The sequence below is a fragment of the Chryseolinea sp. T2 genome (assembly GCF_037203685.1).
GTDB lineage: Bacteria > Bacteroidota > Bacteroidia > Cytophagales > Cyclobacteriaceae > Chryseolinea.
This window is the reverse complement of the sequence record NZ_JBBCAU010000001.1, coordinates 297,062-317,572: the sequence shown is the minus strand read 5'-3', so window position 1 is coordinate 317,572 and position 20,511 is coordinate 297,062. Positions and strand designations below refer to the sequence as shown.

18 protein-coding genes are annotated in these 20,511 nt (G+C 46.6%); 13 read left to right on the top strand and 5 right to left on the bottom strand.

From position 1 onward, the window contains the following. Positions 1 to 53: 53 nt before the first annotated feature. The 6 genes from WBG78_RS01320 (at position 54) to WBG78_RS01295 (ending at position 3,526) form a co-directional block, all read left to right on the top strand. Entirely contained in the window at positions 54 to 449 is a 396-nt protein-coding gene (locus WBG78_RS01320; RefSeq protein WP_337324555.1) for a DUF4783 domain-containing protein, read from the top strand. Positions 450 to 539: 90 nt separating this feature from the next. Continuing rightward, positions 540 to 1,397 (top strand): carboxylating nicotinate-nucleotide diphosphorylase, encoded by an 858-nt coding sequence (nadC, locus tag WBG78_RS01315; protein ID WP_337324554.1) that lies wholly within the window; start codon positions 540 to 542, stop codon positions 1,395 to 1,397. 26 nt (positions 1,398 to 1,423) lie between these two features. Next, positions 1,424 to 1,906 carry a YcxB family protein gene (locus WBG78_RS01310; protein ID WP_337324553.1) on the top strand — a complete coding sequence of 161 codons (483 nt, stop codon included), beginning with the start codon at positions 1,424 to 1,426 and terminating at the stop codon, positions 1,904 to 1,906. Between the two features lie 111 nt (positions 1,907 to 2,017). Next, positions 2,018 to 2,500 (top strand): regulatory protein RecX, encoded by a 483-nt coding sequence (locus WBG78_RS01305; RefSeq protein ID WP_337324552.1) that lies wholly within the window; start codon positions 2,018 to 2,020, stop codon positions 2,498 to 2,500. 114 nt (positions 2,501 to 2,614) lie between these two features. Then, positions 2,615 to 2,776, top strand: a complete 162-nt coding sequence (locus WBG78_RS01300) for a hypothetical protein (protein ID WP_337324551.1) — start codon at positions 2,615 to 2,617, stop codon at positions 2,774 to 2,776. Positions 2,777 to 2,782: 6 nt separating this feature from the next. After that, positions 2,783 to 3,526, top strand: coding sequence for a hypothetical protein (locus tag WBG78_RS01295; protein ID WP_337324550.1), 744 nt, complete (start codon positions 2,783 to 2,785; stop codon positions 3,524 to 3,526). Here WBG78_RS01295 and WBG78_RS01290 read toward each other — a convergent pair whose 3' ends face one another. Then, on the bottom strand, positions 3,527 to 6,064 hold the full coding sequence (locus tag WBG78_RS01290) for a M14 metallopeptidase family protein (RefSeq protein ID WP_337324549.1): 2,538 nt from the start codon (positions 6,062 to 6,064) through the stop codon (positions 3,527 to 3,529). It lies immediately after the preceding gene. Positions 6,065 to 6,226: 162 nt separating this feature from the next. On the opposite strand from WBG78_RS01290, the gene WBG78_RS01285 reads away from it, so the two are divergent. Then, complete coding sequence (locus tag WBG78_RS01285; RefSeq protein ID WP_337324548.1) at positions 6,227 to 6,481, top strand: hypothetical protein; 255 nt, start codon at positions 6,227 to 6,229, stop codon at positions 6,479 to 6,481. 33 nt (positions 6,482 to 6,514) lie between these two features. Here WBG78_RS01285 and WBG78_RS01280 read toward each other — a convergent pair whose 3' ends face one another. Beyond that, positions 6,515 to 7,624, bottom strand: a complete 1,110-nt coding sequence (locus tag WBG78_RS01280) for a tetratricopeptide repeat protein (protein ID WP_337324547.1) — start codon at positions 7,622 to 7,624, stop codon at positions 6,515 to 6,517. Positions 7,625 to 7,827: 203 nt separating this feature from the next. On the opposite strand from WBG78_RS01280, the gene WBG78_RS01275 reads away from it, so the two are divergent. The 5 genes from WBG78_RS01275 to WBG78_RS01255 all read left to right on the top strand — a co-directional run bounded on the left by WBG78_RS01275 (position 7,828) and on the right by WBG78_RS01255 (position 13,457). Further along, complete coding sequence (locus WBG78_RS01275) at positions 7,828 to 8,934, top strand: amidohydrolase family protein (RefSeq protein ID WP_337324546.1); 1,107 nt, start codon at positions 7,828 to 7,830, stop codon at positions 8,932 to 8,934. 98 nt (positions 8,935 to 9,032) lie between these two features. After that, positions 9,033 to 11,396, top strand: coding sequence for an ABC transporter permease (locus WBG78_RS01270; protein WP_337324545.1), 2,364 nt, complete (start codon positions 9,033 to 9,035; stop codon positions 11,394 to 11,396). A gap of 50 nt (positions 11,397 to 11,446) precedes the next feature. After that, entirely contained in the window at positions 11,447 to 12,034 is a 588-nt protein-coding gene (locus WBG78_RS01265; RefSeq protein ID WP_337324544.1) for a nitroreductase family protein, read from the top strand. 128 nt (positions 12,035 to 12,162) lie between these two features. Further along, a complete protein-coding gene (locus tag WBG78_RS01260; RefSeq protein ID WP_337324543.1) occupies positions 12,163 to 12,699 on the top strand; it encodes a hypothetical protein in 537 nt (178 codons plus the stop codon). A 65-nt stretch (positions 12,700 to 12,764) separates the two neighbouring features. Then, positions 12,765 to 13,457: a PrsW family intramembrane metalloprotease gene (locus WBG78_RS01255; protein WP_337324542.1), complete on the top strand. Its 693-nt coding sequence runs from the start codon at positions 12,765 to 12,767 to the stop codon at positions 13,455 to 13,457. A gap of 82 nt (positions 13,458 to 13,539) precedes the next feature. Here the strand turns inward: WBG78_RS01255 and WBG78_RS01250 are convergent, their stop codons facing one another. After that, positions 13,540 to 15,912 carry a GAF domain-containing protein gene (locus WBG78_RS01250; RefSeq protein ID WP_337324541.1) on the bottom strand — a complete coding sequence of 791 codons (2,373 nt, stop codon included), beginning with the start codon at positions 15,910 to 15,912 and terminating at the stop codon, positions 13,540 to 13,542. Between the two features lie 201 nt (positions 15,913 to 16,113). On the opposite strand from WBG78_RS01250, the gene WBG78_RS01245 reads away from it, so the two are divergent. After that, positions 16,114 to 16,914 (top strand): hypothetical protein, encoded by an 801-nt coding sequence (locus tag WBG78_RS01245; RefSeq protein WP_337324540.1) that lies wholly within the window; start codon positions 16,114 to 16,116, stop codon positions 16,912 to 16,914. Positions 16,915 to 16,932: 18 nt separating this feature from the next. On the opposite strand, the gene WBG78_RS01240 is transcribed toward WBG78_RS01245, so the two are convergent. Together WBG78_RS01240 and WBG78_RS01235 are read right to left on the bottom strand one after the other, a co-directional pair. Next, positions 16,933 to 18,507, bottom strand: a complete 1,575-nt coding sequence (locus tag WBG78_RS01240) for a CHASE3 domain-containing protein (RefSeq protein WP_337324539.1) — start codon at positions 18,505 to 18,507, stop codon at positions 16,933 to 16,935. Between the two features lie 246 nt (positions 18,508 to 18,753). Then, positions 18,754 to 20,487, bottom strand: a complete 1,734-nt coding sequence (locus tag WBG78_RS01235; RefSeq protein ID WP_337324538.1) for an alpha/beta hydrolase-fold protein — start codon at positions 20,485 to 20,487, stop codon at positions 18,754 to 18,756. Between the last annotated feature and the right edge of the window lie 24 nt (positions 20,488 to 20,511).

The following is a 20,511-nucleotide window of genomic DNA, read 5'->3' as shown; positions in this document are numbered from 1 at the left end:
TCTTGCGACAGTGGCATAATTTTCGCCGATGTTTACTTACCTCATCCATGAAAATGAACAAGTACCTATTAGCAACCGTTTGGGCTGCTACTTTCTTGGCAACAACTATTTCATTTGCGCAGGGCGACGTAATCGCCCAGGTCAAGGAAACAATTAAGGCTGGTAGCGCAAAAGAACTGTCGCGATACCTGAATCAAACCGTTGATGTCACCCTCGAAGACGGAGCGCAATCATATAGCAAAGCACAGGCTGAATTTGTCTTCCGCGATTTCTTCAAACAGCACCCTCCCGTCGAGTTCAATATCATCCACCAGGGTACCTCTAAAGGTGGTCAAACATTCGGTATCGGCCAGTATAAGACCGATTCAGAGACCTATCGGGTATATATGAAGGTTAAAACTGTTGATAACCAGCAACTTGTACACGAAATCTCATTTGCAAAAGAGTAGGCGGCTCAGGCTTCCCTGACAAAGGGTATCAAGGAAATTTTATTAACTACCTAAACAGGTTGCCCGGCAAATCAGCATACTTTTGCACCCGTGCGACCTGATTACATTACCACGGATTATCTCGATAGCTTCGTCAGATCGGCATTTGCCGAGGACCTGGGTTCCGGAGATCACTCCAGCCTCGCCGCTGTTTCACAAGACGCAAAATCTCGTGCCCGTCTCCTTGTTAAGGACCATGGCATACTCGCAGGTATCGAACTGGCTCAACATGTCTATAAAAAATTCGATCCTACCCTTCAGGTAAACATTCTGAAGTGCGACAGCGATGAAATAGCCGAAGGCGACATAGCATTCACCGTAGAAGGCTCGTCACGGTCTATCCTCGCGACTGAACGCCTCGTGCTCAACTGCATGCAAAGAATGAGCGGCATTGCTACGCGTGCTCATACTCTCGTACAACTTATTCAGGGCACTAACGCGAAACTCCTGGATACCAGAAAGACCACTCCAAATTTTCGCCTGCTCGAAAAATGGGCCGTCCTTATTGGCGGTGCCTTTAATCACCGCATTGGTCTCTTCGATATGATCATGCTAAAAGATAATCATATCGACATGGCAGGAGGCATACGCAATGCCATCATACGCACAAACGACTATCTTCGCGCCGGAAACCTTAAGCTGCGGATCGAAGTTGAGACAAGAAACCTTGCCGAAGTGAAAGAAGTGCTCGAGGTGGGCGGAGTCGATATAATCATGCTCGATAATATGAGTCCTGCCGACATGCGTGAAGCCGTTGCGCTGGTCGATGGGCAATATAAAACCGAGGCCAGTGGAAATATTAACGAGACGACTATACGCGCAGTGGCCGAAACAGGAGTGGACTTTATTTCGGTCGGAGCCCTTACGCACTCTGTCAGAAGTCTGGATCTAAGTCTTAAGGCATTCTAATTTGAATTAGCGAATTATCACATTCTATGATCGTAAAAACGAAAAATTACAAGCTGGAAAAGAAGGTATACATCAATCTGGCATTGAAGAGCATTCTGAAGAAGCAGGGCTGGATGGCATTGCTGGGAGCCGTTGTTCTTTGCCTCGGCTACTTCATTCCGGGAGCCAATTCAATTTGGTGGTTCATTGGCGCAGTAATAGGCGTTGGCTTGTACGTACTCTTCTGGTGGATACAATTCTACGGCGTAACTCAGCTGGAGCAGGGCCAGGCACTTTTTGAAAAGTTCTCTTACGAAATCAGCAGCCAGCAGATACTCATGAAAAAGAACCCACGCGAAGGCATGCCGCTCAAATGGGATCAGATAGAAAAGGCAGAAGTCGGCCCCGACTACTTCGCGCTCTTCGTTAACAAAGCACAGATCATCTATTGGCCCTATAAAATCTTCAATACAGATAACGAGCGGAAGTTTGTCGCAAGCGTTATGAAGAACAAGGGATTGGTGAAGTGATCATTAAGCCCGACAAGCTTGGTGAGTAACGTGCAGTTCAGGTTTGCGTTCATTTTGACTTGCCTCAATGGTCCTGAACGACGGACATCCGTTGATTCACACTGATAAACTATGGAGCGCGCACGAAAAAGATTTTCACCCGAAGAAGCCAAACCGAAGCTATTCGCCTATTGCGCATACCAGGAGCGCTCGCATCAGGAAGTGCGAAGAAAGCTTGACTCACTGGGTGTTTACGGCACCCCTGCGGAGGAAATAATTGCAGAGCTAATCACGGCGGGATACCTTAACGAAGAGAGGTTTGCAAAAGCCTTCGCAGGAGGAAAGTTCCGGATAAAGGGATGGGGAAGAGTGCGCATCCAACGCGAACTCGAAACACACGGCATTACCAACAACTGTATCCGTTCCGGAATGAAGGAGATCGACGACGAGGATTATCGTAAGGCACTGGAAAAACTCATCCGCAAGAAAGCGGCATCGCTTTCCAACGATTCCCCTATTGTGCGGCGGGATAAAGCAGGCCGTTATGCCATCGGAAAAGGCTACGAGTCAGACCTGGTGTGGAGGGTCGTTAACGAAGTTCTCACCGACGATTAGCATCAAGGCTCTTCCCATCAGCCCAGATGTCATCTTTTTTTGGTATTTTGCGTTAAGTAAGATATAGGAACTATCACTTTGAAGATCAGTTATTAAATTAAAGAGATGGACCAGATGAAATCACGGCTCGAAAACAAAGTGAACTGGGTTTCCGGCAAGGCGACCAAGAGTCGCGAACTGGTCTACAAGCTCATCGATATCAACAAAGAGATCGATAGCAATGGTAAGACCTTCCGCGTTGGTGATAAGGTCTATTTTGTAAGAGAGCTTGGTTAACAACACGTGGCGTTAGCGCTTTCAACCCTTTCCCTGTTCCTGTTCTTTCTGCCTGGCATCGCCTTCAAGCGGGCATATCTTTCATCCGTTTTTTCAAGAAAAGTAAAATTCTCAGGACTTGTTGATGAGGTGTTCTGGGCCGTGTTTCCTTCGATCATTATGCACTTCGTTGCATTCGGAGTCCTGTCGTTAGCAGCGGTAATTTTCAACTTTGAATTCAATGCCGATCAATTGTTCAGCGTTTTGATCGGTAATACAAATGATCAATCGAGCGTTGCAGGCTTCCTATACTATTGTGTTTCTGTTATCGGCGTTGCTTACGTTGCTGGTCATGTTTCCAGGCGCGTGGTTCGTATACTAAAACTCGACCGGCGTTTCAGACTATTCCGCTTCTCCAACGATTGGCATTATCTGTTAAGCGGCGAGTTTCTCGATTTCCCCGAAGTACCGGACCATCCCGAAGAAGTGAGCTTCAAACTCGTGAACGTGTTGACGCAGTCAGGTGGAGAAACGATGATCTATATCGGAGAACTTATTCACTTCACTCTCTCAGACGAAGGCGGACTTGATACTATAGTTCTGAAAGATGCCAAACGCAGATTCCTTAAAGATGACCTCGTCGAAAACAGATACTACGAAATTCCAGGCCGATACATCACCATCCCCTACAAAACAATTCTGAACATCAACATTCGCTACTTCTACCTGGAAGAAATAACCGGTGTTGCAGATAGTGATGACCTGCTGTAATTACTTTTGGCCAACCATAAACACTGCATTGGCAAAAAGCATCTTCCCGTTTTCCCAGAATTCTCTGAACAGCGGATTGTCAATCAAATAAATTACGTTGCCCTGGCCTTTTTGCTCTACCCCTATCGTGAGGCTGTTCTCGAGTCGCGGGTTGATGCGCGCTCCCGCAAAGCCCTGGACCGGTTTCGCTTTCCCCTTTATCACTCCAACATTCCATCCATATTCAAGATAGCCAAAGCGAAGTTCGTTGGTCTTCAATGAGTAATAGGTATTGCCGAGACCAAACGACAACGGATGGGTTGGATCAAGAGATACTTTATATATCGCACCCGATATCGCTTCTGAAACCTGACGTCGTTCGATGTCGCCATACGAATTCAGAATTCCTTTTTCACGGGTGTCGGTTTCTTTCTTTTCGGCATCCGCCTTTTCGGTATCCTTCAAATAGTTTTTTAAAGCAAAGTTCTTCTTTTCAGCAAAGGCATTTATTGCATTGGCAATCACAATCAAACGACCTCCGCCATTAATCCACGTCGAAAGTTGCTCTAGTGCCGCCTCGTCGAAAAGTCGATAGTTCCCCTCGGGCACAACGAGAACGTCAAAGGGCTTCAGATCCACTGTCTTGAAATAGTCAGTACCGATCTGCGTAATAGGATAGTGAACCTGCTGCTCAAAGAAATGCCATACTTCTCCCGCCGACAAAGAATAGGCCTGCTCACCAATGAGAACTGCCACCTTCGGAGCTTTGAGATACTTCACCTCCGACGATCCAAAATCATAACCTTTGTCAACGAAGCCGGTCATTGTCGTATTGATCTTCCGCCCTGCTTCGTTGGCCAGACGTTTCACAAGTCCATCAAAGTCGTCAAGGTTCTCATTGTTCCTGCGAGTTACGATAAGTGTTCCCGCTTCATAAGACACACCTCCGACGATAAACGGTTTTGCTGCTGTCCGAACTTTCACATTTGCTTTAAGCAGCGCGCCAAGAAACTCTACGTCTTTTAAAGATTGATAGGCAAACAGGTAGGCATAAGGCTTTACAGCGACCTGCCCGTTATCCACTACTTTGGGAGCAAAAGGTTTTGCAGGATTAATCCGTTCAGTCAACGCGTAGGCTTTAAGGTTATAAGCATACATGAGATTCCATGCGGTGATATCGTACGTTAAAGAGTCCGATAGTTTTGACTGCGGCTCGAATACGGTTGTAATGAATCTCGACTTGGGCTGATAGATGTTTACCACCAGGTCTTCCGTTGTAACATTTACGTTTCCGGTAATCTGTGTCTGATAGTCAAACCCGCGACTTGATTTTCCCGCCTGCGGATAACCAAAGCGAATGGAATGCGACTCCATCCACTTTGCCAGACTTGCCAGCTTGTCGGGATTGTTGTCACCTTTGATTATGTACGTTTTGTAAGTTGCAGCAGGAGAGTTGAGATTTTCTTTGAAGTACTTTTCATACTCGTCGATCACACGGGTCGCATTCAGAGCGGTGATCTCAATTGTCGATAATCCTGTTGTGTGATGATGAGTAAGTCTGTCCTTTAATGTGAGCGGATCACCTTCCTCAGTCGTAATGCTTAATCCGGCGTAACCACTTCCGGCTTGTTCATAAGTCATACCAATAGCACCACTGTACGTGGGATATGTATCACCATAACTTGGGTAGTAAAGATCGAATACCTCTTTCGTGAAGTAAAGCCAACCTTGCTCATCGAAGTATTTGGCGTTATTCCTTCCAATCATCTTTTGAAACTCGCGCTGCCAGTTTGAGATTACGTCGTGATAAGGTTCAGCGGCAGGAGCGAAGTAGTACGGATTGTTTGGAGCCTGCTCGTGAAAATCGACATGCACCTGCGGCATCCATTGGTTATACACTTTCAGACGTTGCTGTGATTCAACCTGCGTCTGCCATGCCCAGTCTCGGTTGAGGTCAAACATGTAGTGATTTGAACGACCACCAGGCCACGGCTCACGATGTTCTTTTGCAGTGCCCGAACTGTTCGGAACAACATTTCCAAATTGATTATAGAAGTTGGCATATCGGTCACGGCCGTCCGGATTGATGCATGGATCCATAATGACAACTACGTCCTTCAACCATGCCTGCGTTTTAGTATTGGACGGATTTGCAAGCTCATACAACGTGAGCATAGACGCCTCCAGAGAACTCGCTTCATTTCCATGCACGTTATAACTTAACCAGACAACAGGTTTCTTGTCGGCAGTGGGAGTGCCTTCGCTCAATCCGGCACGGCGCAGATTATTCAGTCTGATCTCCTCGCGGTTGTTAAAATTTTCTGGCGATGAAATGATCGTGTAAATCAAAGGTCGGCCTTCGTACGTTTGGCCGTATTGAACAACCTCCACATTTGGAAGAGCGTCCGCTACATAGCGGAAATACTCTACGACGCGATGATGACGTGTAAATTTATCCCCCAGCTTATAGCCGAGAAATTTCTCCGGACTTTGAAGCTCCTGGGCAAATACCTGAACGGCGGAAATAAGAATGAAAATCGAAAAGAGAGTGCGGCGCATAGCGGCTTAGGTGTTTGCGCGTAAGATGATGAAAAGTAGTCGGAGTTGCCAGCAATTAGCGCGACGCGTTTGATTTAACCTGAACAACGGTACCTCCACAGGCGGTACATATCACTCAAATTGCCTATCTTAGACTAACACTCCAACCATTAAATAAGTACTATGGAAAACCAAACACAGGCGCAGGTCATGTCCACTAAAGATTGGATGATCACGCTATTGATCTCATTTCTCCCATTAGTTGGCTTCGTTATGCTCTTTGTATGGGCATTTGGTTCCAACGAAAATCCGAACAAAGCGAACTGGGCAAAAGCCGCGCTTATCTGGGCCGCTATTTGGTGTGTGCTGGTATTTGTGTTGTGGGGTTCGATAATGGCCGCATTCCTCGCCGGAGGATCCCGCGGTTTCGACGCTTAGCTATCAGAGCGGTAGCGCGTTCACGCGCGCTACCTACTTGCAGCTCTTTTTGATCGCCGCTCTCGCATCAGCAGAGCCAAGTTCTTCAGCATGCTTCAGGTCGAGACAGGCGTCGTAGTTATTGTTCATCTGCAGTTTTACCAACGCGCGCTGGTAGTAAGTCTCTCCATCACCAGGATACAATTCAATCGATGACGTATAGTCCTCAACAGCTCCGGCGAGATCACCTTTCTCCGTTCTGCTCAATGCTCTATTATCAAAGTAAACGGGGTTCGTTTCATCAAGCGATATCGCCTTGGTATAGTCAGCAATTGCGCCTTCGTGATCATTGAGCTTGTACTTGGTTACGCCTCTCAGGTTAAGGGTTTCCGGCTCATCGGGATTTAGTTCTATGGCCTTGTTGTAGTCATCCAACGCCTCCTTGAAGTTCTCCTTTTCTCCCTTTGCCAAAGCCCTGTTCTCGTAAGTCTGCGCATTCTTGGGATCGAGCTTGATGGACTCGTTATAATCAGCAATGGCAGGATCCATGTTACCCGTATTGTAATAGGCAACACCGCGATATAAATACAAATCAGGATCCTTTGCATCAAGCTGAATCGCCTTGGTGTAATCATCGATGGCGCTGATGAACTCTCCAAGCTCGGCCTTTGTTACGCCGCGATTAAAATACTTGTCGGCATCTGGAGGGCCCAACTCCAAAGCCTTCGAAAAATCAAAGTATGCGCCCTGAAAGTCTTCTACATTATATTTCGCAAGTCCCCGGTTGGTATACGCCGCCGTATACTTCGCATTAAACCGGATCGCCTTGTCGAAGTCGGCCAGCGCTCCTTCGTCGTCGCCGAGGGCCATCTTCGATTCGCCACGATAGTTAAGTGCTTCCGATAATGTTGAATCAGCCTCAAGCGCAGAATTGAAGTCTCCGATTGCTCCGTAAAAGTCTGTCAAACCAGCCTTTGCCTGTCCCCGAAGGATGAATGCTGACTTGTTTTTGGGATTTGCCTGAATGATCGCAGTGAGGGCAGCTTTTGCTCCGGCAAAATCACCCGCCTCAAGTTTCTTTTTAGCAGCGTCAAGCTGAACATCCTGAGCACTGACGCAAACCGCCATCAGAACGAGCAGAAAAAATAATGGACCTCTTTTCATGTTATAACAGGCCGGCGTTACCAAACGAAGTCACTACGCCAAACCTTGTTGCAAGGTAGGAATAAAATGAAGCTTCGGGCAAGATTCGACCGACAGGCTAACCGCTACACCTTCAAACAATCTAAACACTGTTTAACCCGCCTGGAAAAAATATCTATTAGATTGTTTCATTCACTGTATCTTAAAGCACATTTTGTCTAGGTATGAGATTACTTCTTTTGGCCACTGTTGCCTCCCTTATGGTTCATACTGCCTGCGCGCAGGAAAAACCATTGGATATGAAAATGGACTTCGAAGAGTATGATCCCCCGTCTTCGCTCGTCGTTCCCGAGCATAAGCTGACGCGGGCAAAGTTTCCTTTCATCGATGTGCATAACCATCAATGGAGCATGGCACAGGCTGATCTCGCCAACCTCATCAAAGACATGGATAAGCTCAACATGGCTGTGATGGTGAACCTCAGTGGCCGTGGTCGGGGCAGCGGTGAACAACTCAACAATTCGCTGGAAAGTATTAAGCAGAATTATCCGAAGCGCTTTATCGTATTTACCAATATCGAGTTTGGCGCTATCGATGATCCTCAATGGACCGAGCGCACCGTCAAACAACTTGAAGAAGACGTTAAGCGCGGAGCTAATGGATTAAAGATCTACAAGAACCTCGGCATGAGCGCCAAAGATTCAAAGGGCAATCGTATTCATGTAGACGATCCACGTATCGATGCCGTGTGGGACAAATGCGGAGAGCTCGGCATCCCGGTGCTCATTCACTCAGCCGATCCAAAACAATTCTGGGAGCCCATCGATAACAAGAACGAACGCTGGCTTGAATTGAAACTTCATCCCGGCAGAAGGCACGACGACGATCCGGTGAAGTGGGAAACAATTATAGAAGAGCAACATAACATGTTCCGTAAGCATCCTAAGACAAAGTTCATCAATGCTCACCTTGGATGGTACGGAAGTGATCTGGCTAAGCTTGGAAAACTCCTCGACGAACTCCCCAACATGTATACTGAAATTGGAGCTGTGATCGCAGAACTCGGCCGTCAGCCGCGCGCAGCAAAAGCATTCCTTACAAAATATCAGGATCGCGTCATGTTTGGAAAAGACTCGTGGGTTGTAGATGAGTATTCAACATATTTCCGGGTGCTGGAGACCGCCGATGAATACTTCCCATACCACAAGCGTTATCATGCCTTCTGGCGAATGTATGGCCTGGAACTGCCCGATGATGTTTTAAAGAAGATATATTATAAGAATGCATTAAAGGTTATCCCGCACATTGACGCGAGCCAGTTCCCGAAATAGACATTCTAAAACTTTAATGATGAAAAGCCGTCCGTAACCGGACGGCTTTTTTGTTTTTTGTGGAGAGCCGGCGTAAATTTTTACAACAATCCGATGCTATGCTAAAACATAATCTACTCGCCATCTTTCGTGGACTACGTCGCTCCAAAACCACACTCGTCATCAACCTCCTGGGGCTCTCGTGTAGCCTTACAGTTGCACTGCTCATCTATCTATGGGCGAACGACGAACTCATGCATGACAAAGTTTACACGGATCATGAGCGTATCTACCAGGTACTGGAGAATAAGTTAGAAGGAGGCGCCACGAACACCACGTCAAATACTCCTGAATTTCTGGCAGCAGCTCTGCTGGATGAGATGCCGGAAATAGACCTGGCGTCAGTCGCAACGCCCGCTAATTTCTTCCCTGCATTTACGATTTCCGATAGTAAGCATCATGTGAAGGCCAATGGCAAATTTGCCGATCCGGACTTCATCCAGATTTTCGGATTCCCGCTGCTTGAAGGGTCCGCGCACGAGGTGTTAAAAGAGCGAAACGCGATCGTGATTACGGAATCATTGGCGAGAAAGGTTTTTGGTCATAGCCCGGCCGTTGGCAAGATTCTGGAATGGGATGTTATGGGGACGAAACGCAGTGTCACCGTGACCGGCGTACTTAAAGATCATCCTTCAAACATCTCGGAGCCGTTCGATTTTCTGACAACGTTCGATTCCTTCAGAGAGATTATGGGCATGCAAAATAGCGTAAGGAATTGGGACAACACTGCTCCTTTTGCAACGTATCTGAAGATCGGCGGCGAAACCAACGTCGACAACCTCAATAAGAAGGTGCAGGCACTGCTTGCCTCAAAAACAAAGAATTCGCCAAATCGGACCTTCTTCCTGAATGCATACGCCGACAAATATCTGCACGGCCGTTTTGAAAATGGAGTACAAAACGGTGGAAGGATTAGCTATGTGATCTCATTCATCGGCATTGCTTTCTTTATTCTTTTAATTGCCTGTATCAATTTCACTAACCTTGCCACCGCGAAGGCGATGACCCGGGCGAAGTCTTCGGGCATCAGGAAAGTTATCGGAGCTCGTAAGATCAATTTGATGAGCTTGCATTTCCTGGAAGCAATGCTGATCACATTCATCTCAATCATCATAGGTTTGGTATTCGTACAGCTTCTTCTTCCGCAATTCAATATTATCGCTGAAAAGCAACTGAAACTGGTATTTGATCAGAGACTCGTGCTCGGCATTGTAATAATCTTCATTGTTACTTCTGTCATGGCGGGAGCCTATCCGGCATTTCACCTTTCAGGCTTCAACCCCGTTCGCGTGCTCAAAGGACAATTCAGCACCTCAAGGAGCGGGTTGTATGCGAAAAAGGGCCTTGTTGTTTTTCAATTTGTGATGACAATGGCATTTATTCTTGGTGTCGTAATCGTACATAAACAAATTCAGTTCATATCAACAAAAGACCTCGGCTACAATAAAGAGCATGTTATCCATTTTGAAGCGGATGGATTAGTGTCTCAAAAGGTGGAGTCGTTCCTCTCCGAGGTAAGAAATATACCAGGTGTAGTTTCTGCATCAGGAATGCTTGCGAGCATGTTGAGCGGCGACGGAGTGTCAGGTAGTGCTGACGCGGCAACCTGGGAAGGCAAAGTCGTACCATGGACAAACCTGACCGTTAATCATGACTTGCTGGAGTTACTTGATATTAAACTCCTGCAAGGCCGTTCGTTTTCCAGAAACTTCAACGATAATGACAAGATCATTTTGAACAAATCAGCAGTAGACGCACTGGGCATGTCAGATCCAATCGGAAAAGTAATAGGAGGAAAGGAAATCATTGGCGTTGTCAGAAACTTTCACTTTCAATCAATGCATGAAGAAGTAAAACCATTGTCGTTTCGTCTTGAGCCCGGAGCAACAACCACGATCATGATCAGGTATGAGGCGAATGATGAGCAAAAAACCATCGACCGCATCAAGACTTTCTATTCGACATTCAATCCTGGATATACATTCACCTATAGTCATCTTGAGGATGATGTTCAGGCGCAGCATGCGGCCGAAAACAAGGTCAGCATCATGTCCCGTTATGCAGCGCTGCTGGCCATTGTAATTTCCTGCCTTGGATTGTTTGGACTGGTTTCATTTACAACAGCTACACGTAGCAAAGAGATCAGCATTCGAAAAATACTTGGTTCGGATGAACTCGGCATAGTTATGTTGCTCTCCGGCGACTTTATCAAAACAGTTTTGATAGCCGTCATCATTGCGACTCCTGTTAGCTATCTGATCGCTCAGAACTGGCTGAACTCCTTCGCTTATAAAATTGAGCTGAAGTATTCGTACCTGTTCATTGCCGCCGTCACCACCATTATAATTGCAATGCTCACGGTATCAGTGCAGGCCATGAAATCTGCTGTAGCAAACCCCGCTGCGAACCTGAAATCCGAATAGCGGCGTTACATTTGATCAACGCGGTGTTACATTTGATCAAAAAAGTAGACATGACAGTGGATCCAGAATTGATCAATAAACTTATCGCCGACAGAAGGTCAGTATTTCAAGGGCAGTATACAGGTGAGAAAGTAGACGATAGAATCGTCCGGCAAATGCTGGAAAATGCCAACTGGGCGCCTACACATAAACTCACGGAACCGTGGAGGTTCGTCGTATTCACGGGTGATGGTATAAATAAACTGGCGGAGTTTCAATCATCGTTATACAAAGAGGTATCAACGGCCAAAGGCACATATAAGGAAGACGTGTTTTTAAAGCTCCTTGAAAAGCCCGCGTTGTCTTCACACATCATCTCGGTTGGAATGGCCCGCGATCCAAAAAAATCCTTGCCCGAGGTTGAAGAAATCGGTGCTGTTTTCTGTGCTGTAGAGAACATATACCTCACCGCAAGTGCCTATGGGGTCGGATGTTATCTCAGCACCGGTGGCGTAACTTTTTACGAAGAAGCAAAGCCGTTTTTTGGACTCGGCACAGATGACAAATTGCTCGGTTTTATACATCTGGGTATGCCAAAAGGCCCCGTCCCAGCAGGAAAACGCAGGTCCATCGAGGAAAAGGTAAAGTGGGTGTCTTAACACCAACTGCATCATTATTGCTGTTTATCCCCCAGTTCATCCGGTTAACTCTTAATATGTGCGCATCCCGCATGTTAAGGAGCGTCGCGCATGAATTTTGTTACCTTGATCGATAAATCAACAAACGAATGAAAACCTTATTGCTGGTATTGTTGGCGAGCGTCGCGATAACATCGAATGCTCAGGTGGTTGGAAAAATGTTTCCTTCAATGGAGGCAGAAACAGTTGAAGATAAGAAGGTGATCCTTCCTGATGCTGCGAAAGGCAAATTCACTTTAGTTGGTCTCGCGTATTCCAAAAAATCCGAAGATGAATTGAACTCGTGGTTTCAACCTGTATTCGAGAAATTTATCCAGAAGACGAGTGGCGTGCTTGCGGGCTTCAGCTACGACGTAAACGTTTACTTCGTTCCGATGTTTACGGGTGTCAACGCTGCCGCTACTGGTACGGCCAAGAGAAAAGCCATAAAGAACATCGATCCGCAGCTTCTTCCTTACGTGTTGTTTTATCGCGGTGAACTTAAGCCGTACAAGGAAGCCCTGGATTTTGAAAAGAAAGACATTCCTTACTTCTTCGTCCTTGACGAAACTGGTAAAATAGTCTTCGCCACTTCCGGCAAATACACGCCTGCAAAAATGTCGCAGGTGGAGGATGTTATCGAGTAGCTGAATCGTGATACAAAGTTCAACATGAATGGCGGATACGTGCTATCTTAAAGCGATTTTTGGGTATGCACGTATTCGCCCTGTTGTCACTTGCTTTCGCTCCTGGAATCGCCATAGCCCTATACGTCTACCTGCACGACCGGCATGAGCGTGAACCGCTTTGGCTGCTTACACTAAGCTTTGCCTATGGAGCGTTCAGCACATTATTAACACTGGTTTTCAGAGCGCCGGTTTCGCTGCTCATCGACTACCTCGGCAATGTAGGTGTTCGCGATTTTGTCGGCGCGTATTTTAAAATTGCGCTCATCGAAGAGTTCAGCAAATTCATCCTGCTACGCTTTGTGCTTTACTACAATCGTAACTTCAATGAATCCTTCGATGGGATCGTTTATGCCATCATGGTAGGCATGGGATTCGCCACAGCTGAAAATCTCGTTTACGTTTATCAGTACGGGTTACCTACAGGTGTTGTGCGCATGTTCACCGCTGTTCCTGCCCACGCAGTTTTCGCCGTGTTGATGGGATATTTCCTTGGCAAGGCAAAGTTCACACACCGTCACACCATGACGTATAGCGTCCTCGCTCTGTTTTCAGCAGCACTTTTCCACGGGTCTTACGATTATTTCTGGTTCATATCGTTTATCCCTGGTATCTGGATCGGCGCTCTTGTCTCACTGATACTCACTTTTGTCCTCGGACGAAAAGCAATGCGGATGCATGATCAGTCTCGCGTGTTCATTGATAATGAGAATAAATAGTCCGTTATTCTGTAACGAGCGCCAATGAAAAAGGCGATGCACCTGCACCGCCTCTTCGTAGTTTATTCTGTTTAAGCGTTTGTCAATTAATACGCAACGCCTCTTCAATATCCTTCATCAGGTTCACATGCTCTTCTGCGTCAACGTTCGGTGACTTGGCAATCTGAATACGCAGCGCACGAAGACCACTCACACCCGGCAATTCTTCAAGCTCAACATCTTCTACAGTAGGCAGAATTAACTTGCGACCAGCGAGATATTGGAAGTAGCGCTTATACTCGTCAGCAACCTTGGAAGTGTAATACACAATAGCAATCTTTCCGGGTTGTGTTAGCCTTTCTCCGGTGCTCTTGATGTTCGCCTTATCAATGCGCTTCTTCACAATCTCATAACGGATGTCATAGGCGCCATCAACATCAAACCGCTTCTCATCCGGACGGAACCTTACCGAAATGGGCTGATCATGAACAAGAATCAACTGCGTGATATCAAGCGCATTTTTCAACTTCGGCTTCAGCCCATCCATCCGATGATCAATCTCTATCATCGTCATCAGCTGCCACAAATGAAAGTTCTTCAGATAGAAGGCATCAAACTTCTTCTCCCTTACCAGCGAATTCCCTACGTATAAAGTGAACTCAACACCATCCGTCCTGAACTTTTCAAAATAGTGCGGAAACATTTCCTGTGCTCTTTCTTCTGCTTCATCAAGATAAGAACCGATCATATTGTTGATCGCCGCGAGACTTTCTTCAAAGGTCTTTCGGCGTTGGTATACTACACCGTAAATCGGATCAAGCTTCGCCTGATAATCCGTAATGTGTTGCGTCAGCGCGGGCTCTGCCTGAAAGTGATCAAGCAACGGCGCGATCTCGAACTTCAAAAACTCCAGCACGTTATTCTCATCGCCGGAAGCAAGTCCGCGACCAAGTTTTCGCATCTGCTCATCTCCCTTCGAAATTACCTCTTCTACAACGGGCAGTTTCTTTATCGCGTGAATCTTCAAAAGCAGCTCTTTTGCCAATCTCAGATTCTCAAGCAAATCTTGTTGTATCGCGTTATTGCGCTCCGCTGATGAATTCCGAACATCAGACAATCCAAACAACGGATACACATCTTTAAAAACAATTTCCTCAAGCATGGCCTTCTCATCCAGCCTGCGACGGTTCATAAGGCTCACGCCAGCTTCCAAAAAGCGCCAGGTGACACTAGGATGAATAGCTGTACACTCTTCCTGTATAAGAGCCCGCACTTCAGTGTACATCTCTTCTTTCACTCTCTTAACAGCGGCCGAAAACATCGGTAACACCTGTTCAACACGATATGAATTCGTGGGATTGATTGCGCCCGGAGTCTCCGCTGCAAGCTCAAGGATACCAATCGTTCCGCTCTCATCTACAAGCGGAGCCAGCAGTATGTTTTTTATCCCACTTTCAATCAGCGCCTGTTCCACTTTTGCGGGATGCTGATACTCTGTAAGATCCTCGATGTTGATGGTTCTCTTGTCCACCCAGCTCCGCTCATAAAGAGATCCGCCATAGTCGTTACAAAGGATGCAGTTGCCACCACCCTCAGCAACGCTTTTCCAGTTCTGCCCATCGTTGCCACTCAGCACGAGATTGTTTCCTGGATCCAGAAATCCAAGCCCAAGCTTTAATCCCGGCACTTCAAACAAAGAGCGAAGCTTGTGTTGAATGCTGGCAAATGTCTCCTTGCGGATAACAGCATTCTTTTCAAGAAGATCATACTTGATAGATGAAAGCATCTCCTGTTCAGTAACATCTATCAGATGCACTACCATGAAACCGTGGAACTCGTAGTCCTCCGGCCTGATATATTGCATCCAGAGATCAAGATCATAAACCTTTTCCAGAAGGAAGTTTACGACATGCTTTTCTATCGGCTTGGGTTCGTTGCGGGTGATAATCTCACAGAACCGTCCGTTAATCACAACTTTGAAAACTTTGTCGAGACCCGTCTTCTTATCATGTATAGTAAAGAGAATCGGCTTCTCGAAATTCATTTGTACACCATAGACCTTTTGCAGGATCATGATGCACGCTTTTGCAGTCTTCCCCAACTCCATGTGGTTGTCGGGAAAGTTTGTAGTGACAGTCTCGTCGAAGAATGCAGTGTTGAGCGTTGATACAAATCCGGGTGTAGCAAGGAAAGGATCGAATTGAAAGGCGGGCATGGCCGCTAACCGGTCCGTGTCGCGTGCTGCCTTTGGAATGATGGCACCCATTAAATATTGTACCAGGTCGCGATGTTTCTCAATCACCGACATATCGGTAATAGGCTCCCGAAGTTCTGGCGCATTGTTAAGTCGCTCCCGAAGTTCCGAAGCGCCCACAACAACCTCTCCTTTTTCAATCGCCTCTTCCCAATACCTGATCAGCGGTCGCAGACTGAGCACCGACCTGAATGGAAATTTCGTGGTAGAGCTCACTTTCATAGTCTGGTGGTTAGTAGTAGTTAGTGTCTATAACGATTTATTGAAATTTTGAGTTTCTTTTCTTAGAGACGCAAGTGGTGTAAATTTAGTGTCACAATTCATTGAACTCAATGTAAAAGCTACCTCTTTGTGGTTTCATTGAGGTAACCATGACGGCCACAAGGCGTTTCTAATACTGAATTCCTGAAATGACGACCCAACATGAGTTCAGCAGATCCCGCGGCGTTTCCAACTTTATGGAAAGAGAATGTGTCTATGGATGACAGAAATCGAAGTATGAAGATGTGCGGAAAGCTTGGAATTGTTGCGATGCTTTTGGTTGGTTTAATGAGCTGTGAGCTGGGCGCGGATGAGGGTGGTATTCTGGTTTTCACGCACAGCTTCGATTTCAGTAAAGAGCAGGGAGACTGGATAGTCGACTTCAGCGATTTCCCGGCCACTAACACCGATTCAATCGATTACGAGCTGAAGACTGCGTATACGGATAGGCCAGATAACCTTGGGGCTAATTTGAAATCCATCATGATCTCCGGCAACAATCATAGCGACGACCTCTTCATGTTCATGAAGAGACGGATCACCGGACTCTCACCCAATACGGATTACGCAATCGTGTTTGAAGTGGAACTGGCCTCCAATGCGCCTAAAGGATCTGTGGGAATCGGGGGCTCACCCGGAGAAAGCGTCTTCTTAAAAGCAGGAGCCATCGGAATGGAGCCTAAAGCGGTAATCGACGATAGTCAGCATGTTCTGAATGTCGATAAGGGCAATCAGGCCAGCTCGGGCGAGTCAGTTGTTACCCTGGGAGACATCGCTGTGGCCCCCTACACCGACCGTTATGCGCTGATCACACGCACAAACTCAGGAAGTCAGTCGCCGTTTATCGCAAGGGCAAACAGTAAAGGTGAACTTTGGTTGATTGTTGGAACAGATTCCGGTTTCGAAGGAGTTACCACGGTCTATTATACGCGCGTGAACGTTATCTTCAGTACGGCCAACTAGCCCATCGTATTGGGAAGGCTAACCGTGCGCAACGGCGCCGTTCCTTGAGTACTCTGATTCTTTTCGTTTCATTTCCTCGTTCGTGGCAGCAAGTTCTTCCATGTTCTGACGCATCTCCTCTTCCTGAGCATGCAACTGCTCCGTTTGCTCCTGCATCTGCGTAAGTAACGTTTTCATCTTCTGCGTCGATCTTACAGACGACAATGCTGCTGCCATATATTCCGTAGCCTTGAAAAGGAAATTGCGTTGATGCTCCGCCCATTCCGTGAAGCCTGCAATCTCCACTACACCTTCCGATTGCTCATTGTATTGCATAGGCACAACAAGCAGACACGATGGTGTCGCTTCGCCCAGACCTGATGTTATGTGAGTATATCCATTTGGAATCGCCTTCAGCATCGTGGGGGTCTTCTCCATGAACGCCTGGCCTACTATTCCCTGCCCGAGCTCAATTCGCTTCTCCACAAACTTCTTCTTGTCAAAGGCATAGCAGGCAGTCAACAGAAGGAATTGTCTGTCGTCTTCCTCCTGCAACAGGAACACAGCACCCTGCTGAGCATTCATGTATTTGCTGATGAATCGTATCGACTGCTCACTAAGTGAAGCCGCATCATCCTGATAATTGCGTATAATCTCTGTGAATTTTGCAAGACCTTCAGTCACCCAGATCCGGTTCTGATCTTCTTCCTTGATTCTGCGCATCTGATCACGCATATCTATAAGCGTACCCGATAAACTCTCTTTATTGAGCTTCGTGGTCTCAGCATTCATTCCTTGCCATTCGGCATCAAACTCACCTTTCGTGATCTTCTTGATGAACGAAGCAGCCTGTTTTAGATTTTCGATCGAGCTTGTCATGATCAAAGAATGATCTTCTGCAAGCTTGGTCCCCGGATCGAATACGTATTTGCGATTGTTAGTCTCCAATCCGAGCAACAGCCCTTGCGTTGCGCGGGTCTCTTTGCGTATCCTGTAAAACACAATGTACAGTGATGGTGCACCCACAAGAATAAGAACAAGAACAATCCAGGTGTTACCATTAACAGCCGATTGATAACGTGCCCTGGCAACCGACTTGACATTGTTCTCATATTCAAACAGCTCAGTCGTAAACGCAGAGTAGGCCTTCCAAAGAGCTAAGCCACGATCTTCCTCGAGCAGCGAAGTAAACTTTACCATACCGCCATCTACGTCTACCAGTGCGATCATCTGACGACACAGCGAGATGTAGTCGTTGTTCAGCACAACATACTTATCTAGCTTGTCCGTAGCAAGCCCCTGGCGCTGCATCACAGTTCTTATTGAATCAATATAAGTGGAATTGACCTTTGCGGCCTGTTTGAAAGGATCTTTCAAACCTTCTTTGTGTGTAAGCGCATAACCGCGTACACCAAGGTCCATCAAATTAATTCCATTCCATAATTCCTTGGCATTGCGCAGCACGACATCTGCCTCGGCAATACGGGAATTGGTTTGTTTCATAACTACCTGATTACGGAAGGCGAAAACGGCTGTCAGCACGATAATGAACGACAGCAACAGGATAAATGCATAGACGGCATTCCCCCGAATCGAAGAAAAAAATTGGCTCATACGATGTTACTTAAGGAGGGCTGGGTACATGTAAAATACCGAAAAAAGCCACGAGTATTCTTTTTGTAATCGTTTGTATGCATTTAGCACCGACGAATGGTGGTTGCGATCCAACCTTTTCAATGTATAGTGTGTCAATAGGAGTTGAGTCCCCCTTATGAAAAGGAAAATACTCCTGATAGCCGGTATTATCGTCGCGATTTTCGCGCTGCTGTATACAAGCGTATTCGGAGTGGCCTTACTGCATTAGTAACGCCAGCTCTTCAGATCTGCGCCTTTAGGTGCACTTTCGGATATGCGTTTCAGAATTTTTGGCAGATACATCGTATTGTAACGAAGCCTCGAGATGTAGTTGGGATTCAGATGATCACCGTTCCAGCAGTGTTCAGCACGGTCGCCATAATCCACTTCTCCGTTATAAAACGGATTACTCGTCTTCTTCAGAAAGTCCTCCATTAAATACACGGCGTTATTCAGGTAATAATTGTCCATATCGCCACAATAGATATGGAGTTTGCCCGCAACTTTAGGCCCAAGCGTTTTCCAGTCACGTTCCAGTATGTAACGCAGGTCGTAGTTTTCTTTCCAATACCGGGCAACGGTTGAATCAATGTCGCCTGTCATCTTGTCAAATATGCGCTTCGGATATCCGTCATCACCCTGCGGCGAAAACACTGCTTCCCAGATGTCCCACTGCCCTCCGGACCTCGATTTTGTTCCAAGCACCAATTCCAAATGGTTGCTTTCTTCCATGGTGATGTGCAGCTGACCTAACCAGTTTCGTTGCGCAGGCCTCGCCATCTTTCGAAATGGTGACTCATACCAGTAAGCATTTTTGTCTTTATAGATGTTGACAAGACTATAAGCCCTGAAGTCTATCGGATCCGGACATGCTGCAAAGCACCCATTGAATTCATCTGGATAAAACAACTGTACGGCTAGAGCTTCCCATCCGCCAGTTGATCCGCCGTAAGTGAATCGTGACCAACCTTCTCCTATTCCCCGAAACTTTTTCTCAATCTCAGGAAGCAATTCCTTCATAATCGCATCGCCGTATGGACCAACGTTAGCCGAATTAACTGCATACGAATCATCATAGTACGGATTGGCATGTTGTATCTCTATGATAAGAAAACGCGGAAAGTCTTTACCGGTCCATTGTTTGTAGAAGTTATAGGCTTCCTGCTGCTGCAGCTTGTTATAACCATATATCCCAAAACGATCTGAATAATCGGTCGTATCCATCTTTGGATCAGGTGGTGTCTCACTGAATCCTCCGAAATCGCTGGGGAAGTGACCATGGAATATCATCACCGGATACTTTGCTTCCGGATGCTCATCGAAGCCTTCCGGCACAAGCACATGAGCGCCGAGATACATGGGGCGCCCCCAAAATTCACTAAGCAACTTACTTTCGATGCGAATGTGCTTAACGTACCGGGTATCGGCCGGCTCAGGTAATGAAGCAACCTTTTGGTCCATGGTCACCTCATGAGTTGCATTGCTGCCAGGATCAAAGGATATTTTGACTGGCTTGCTGTAAAAGTTTCCCGGTTTGCTTGCCCATTGTTGACCTTCTCCCTTATCTGGCGGAAGCTTTACTTCCTGACCAGTCTTGAGATGAAAAGTTTCGTACCGATTGAGGAGTGCTTGCACATAGTAGTCGCCGGGAGGAACATCGGCAAAAGAACGTTTTGGAAATCCGAACGCTGAATTATCAACAATCATCCTGTCTCCTGGCTTCACGCCTTCAACGTCAACTCCAAATACTAGCTGTGTTTCCAAACTCCCCGTGACCTGGAACCTGGGTTCCGAGCGGTTATTGTTGGCGAGCATCAAAAGCAACCGGCCGTCCTCCGCCTGCTCCGACATTTCTTTTGTGAAGGTGATAACAAACGTTGGAGCACTGCTGCCAGGTTCCTTTTCACATTGGATGATGAACACGCAGGCGACGAACAGGAGAAGCGTTGATTTTTTCATTTCAGGTTTAGTCGAACCTAATCT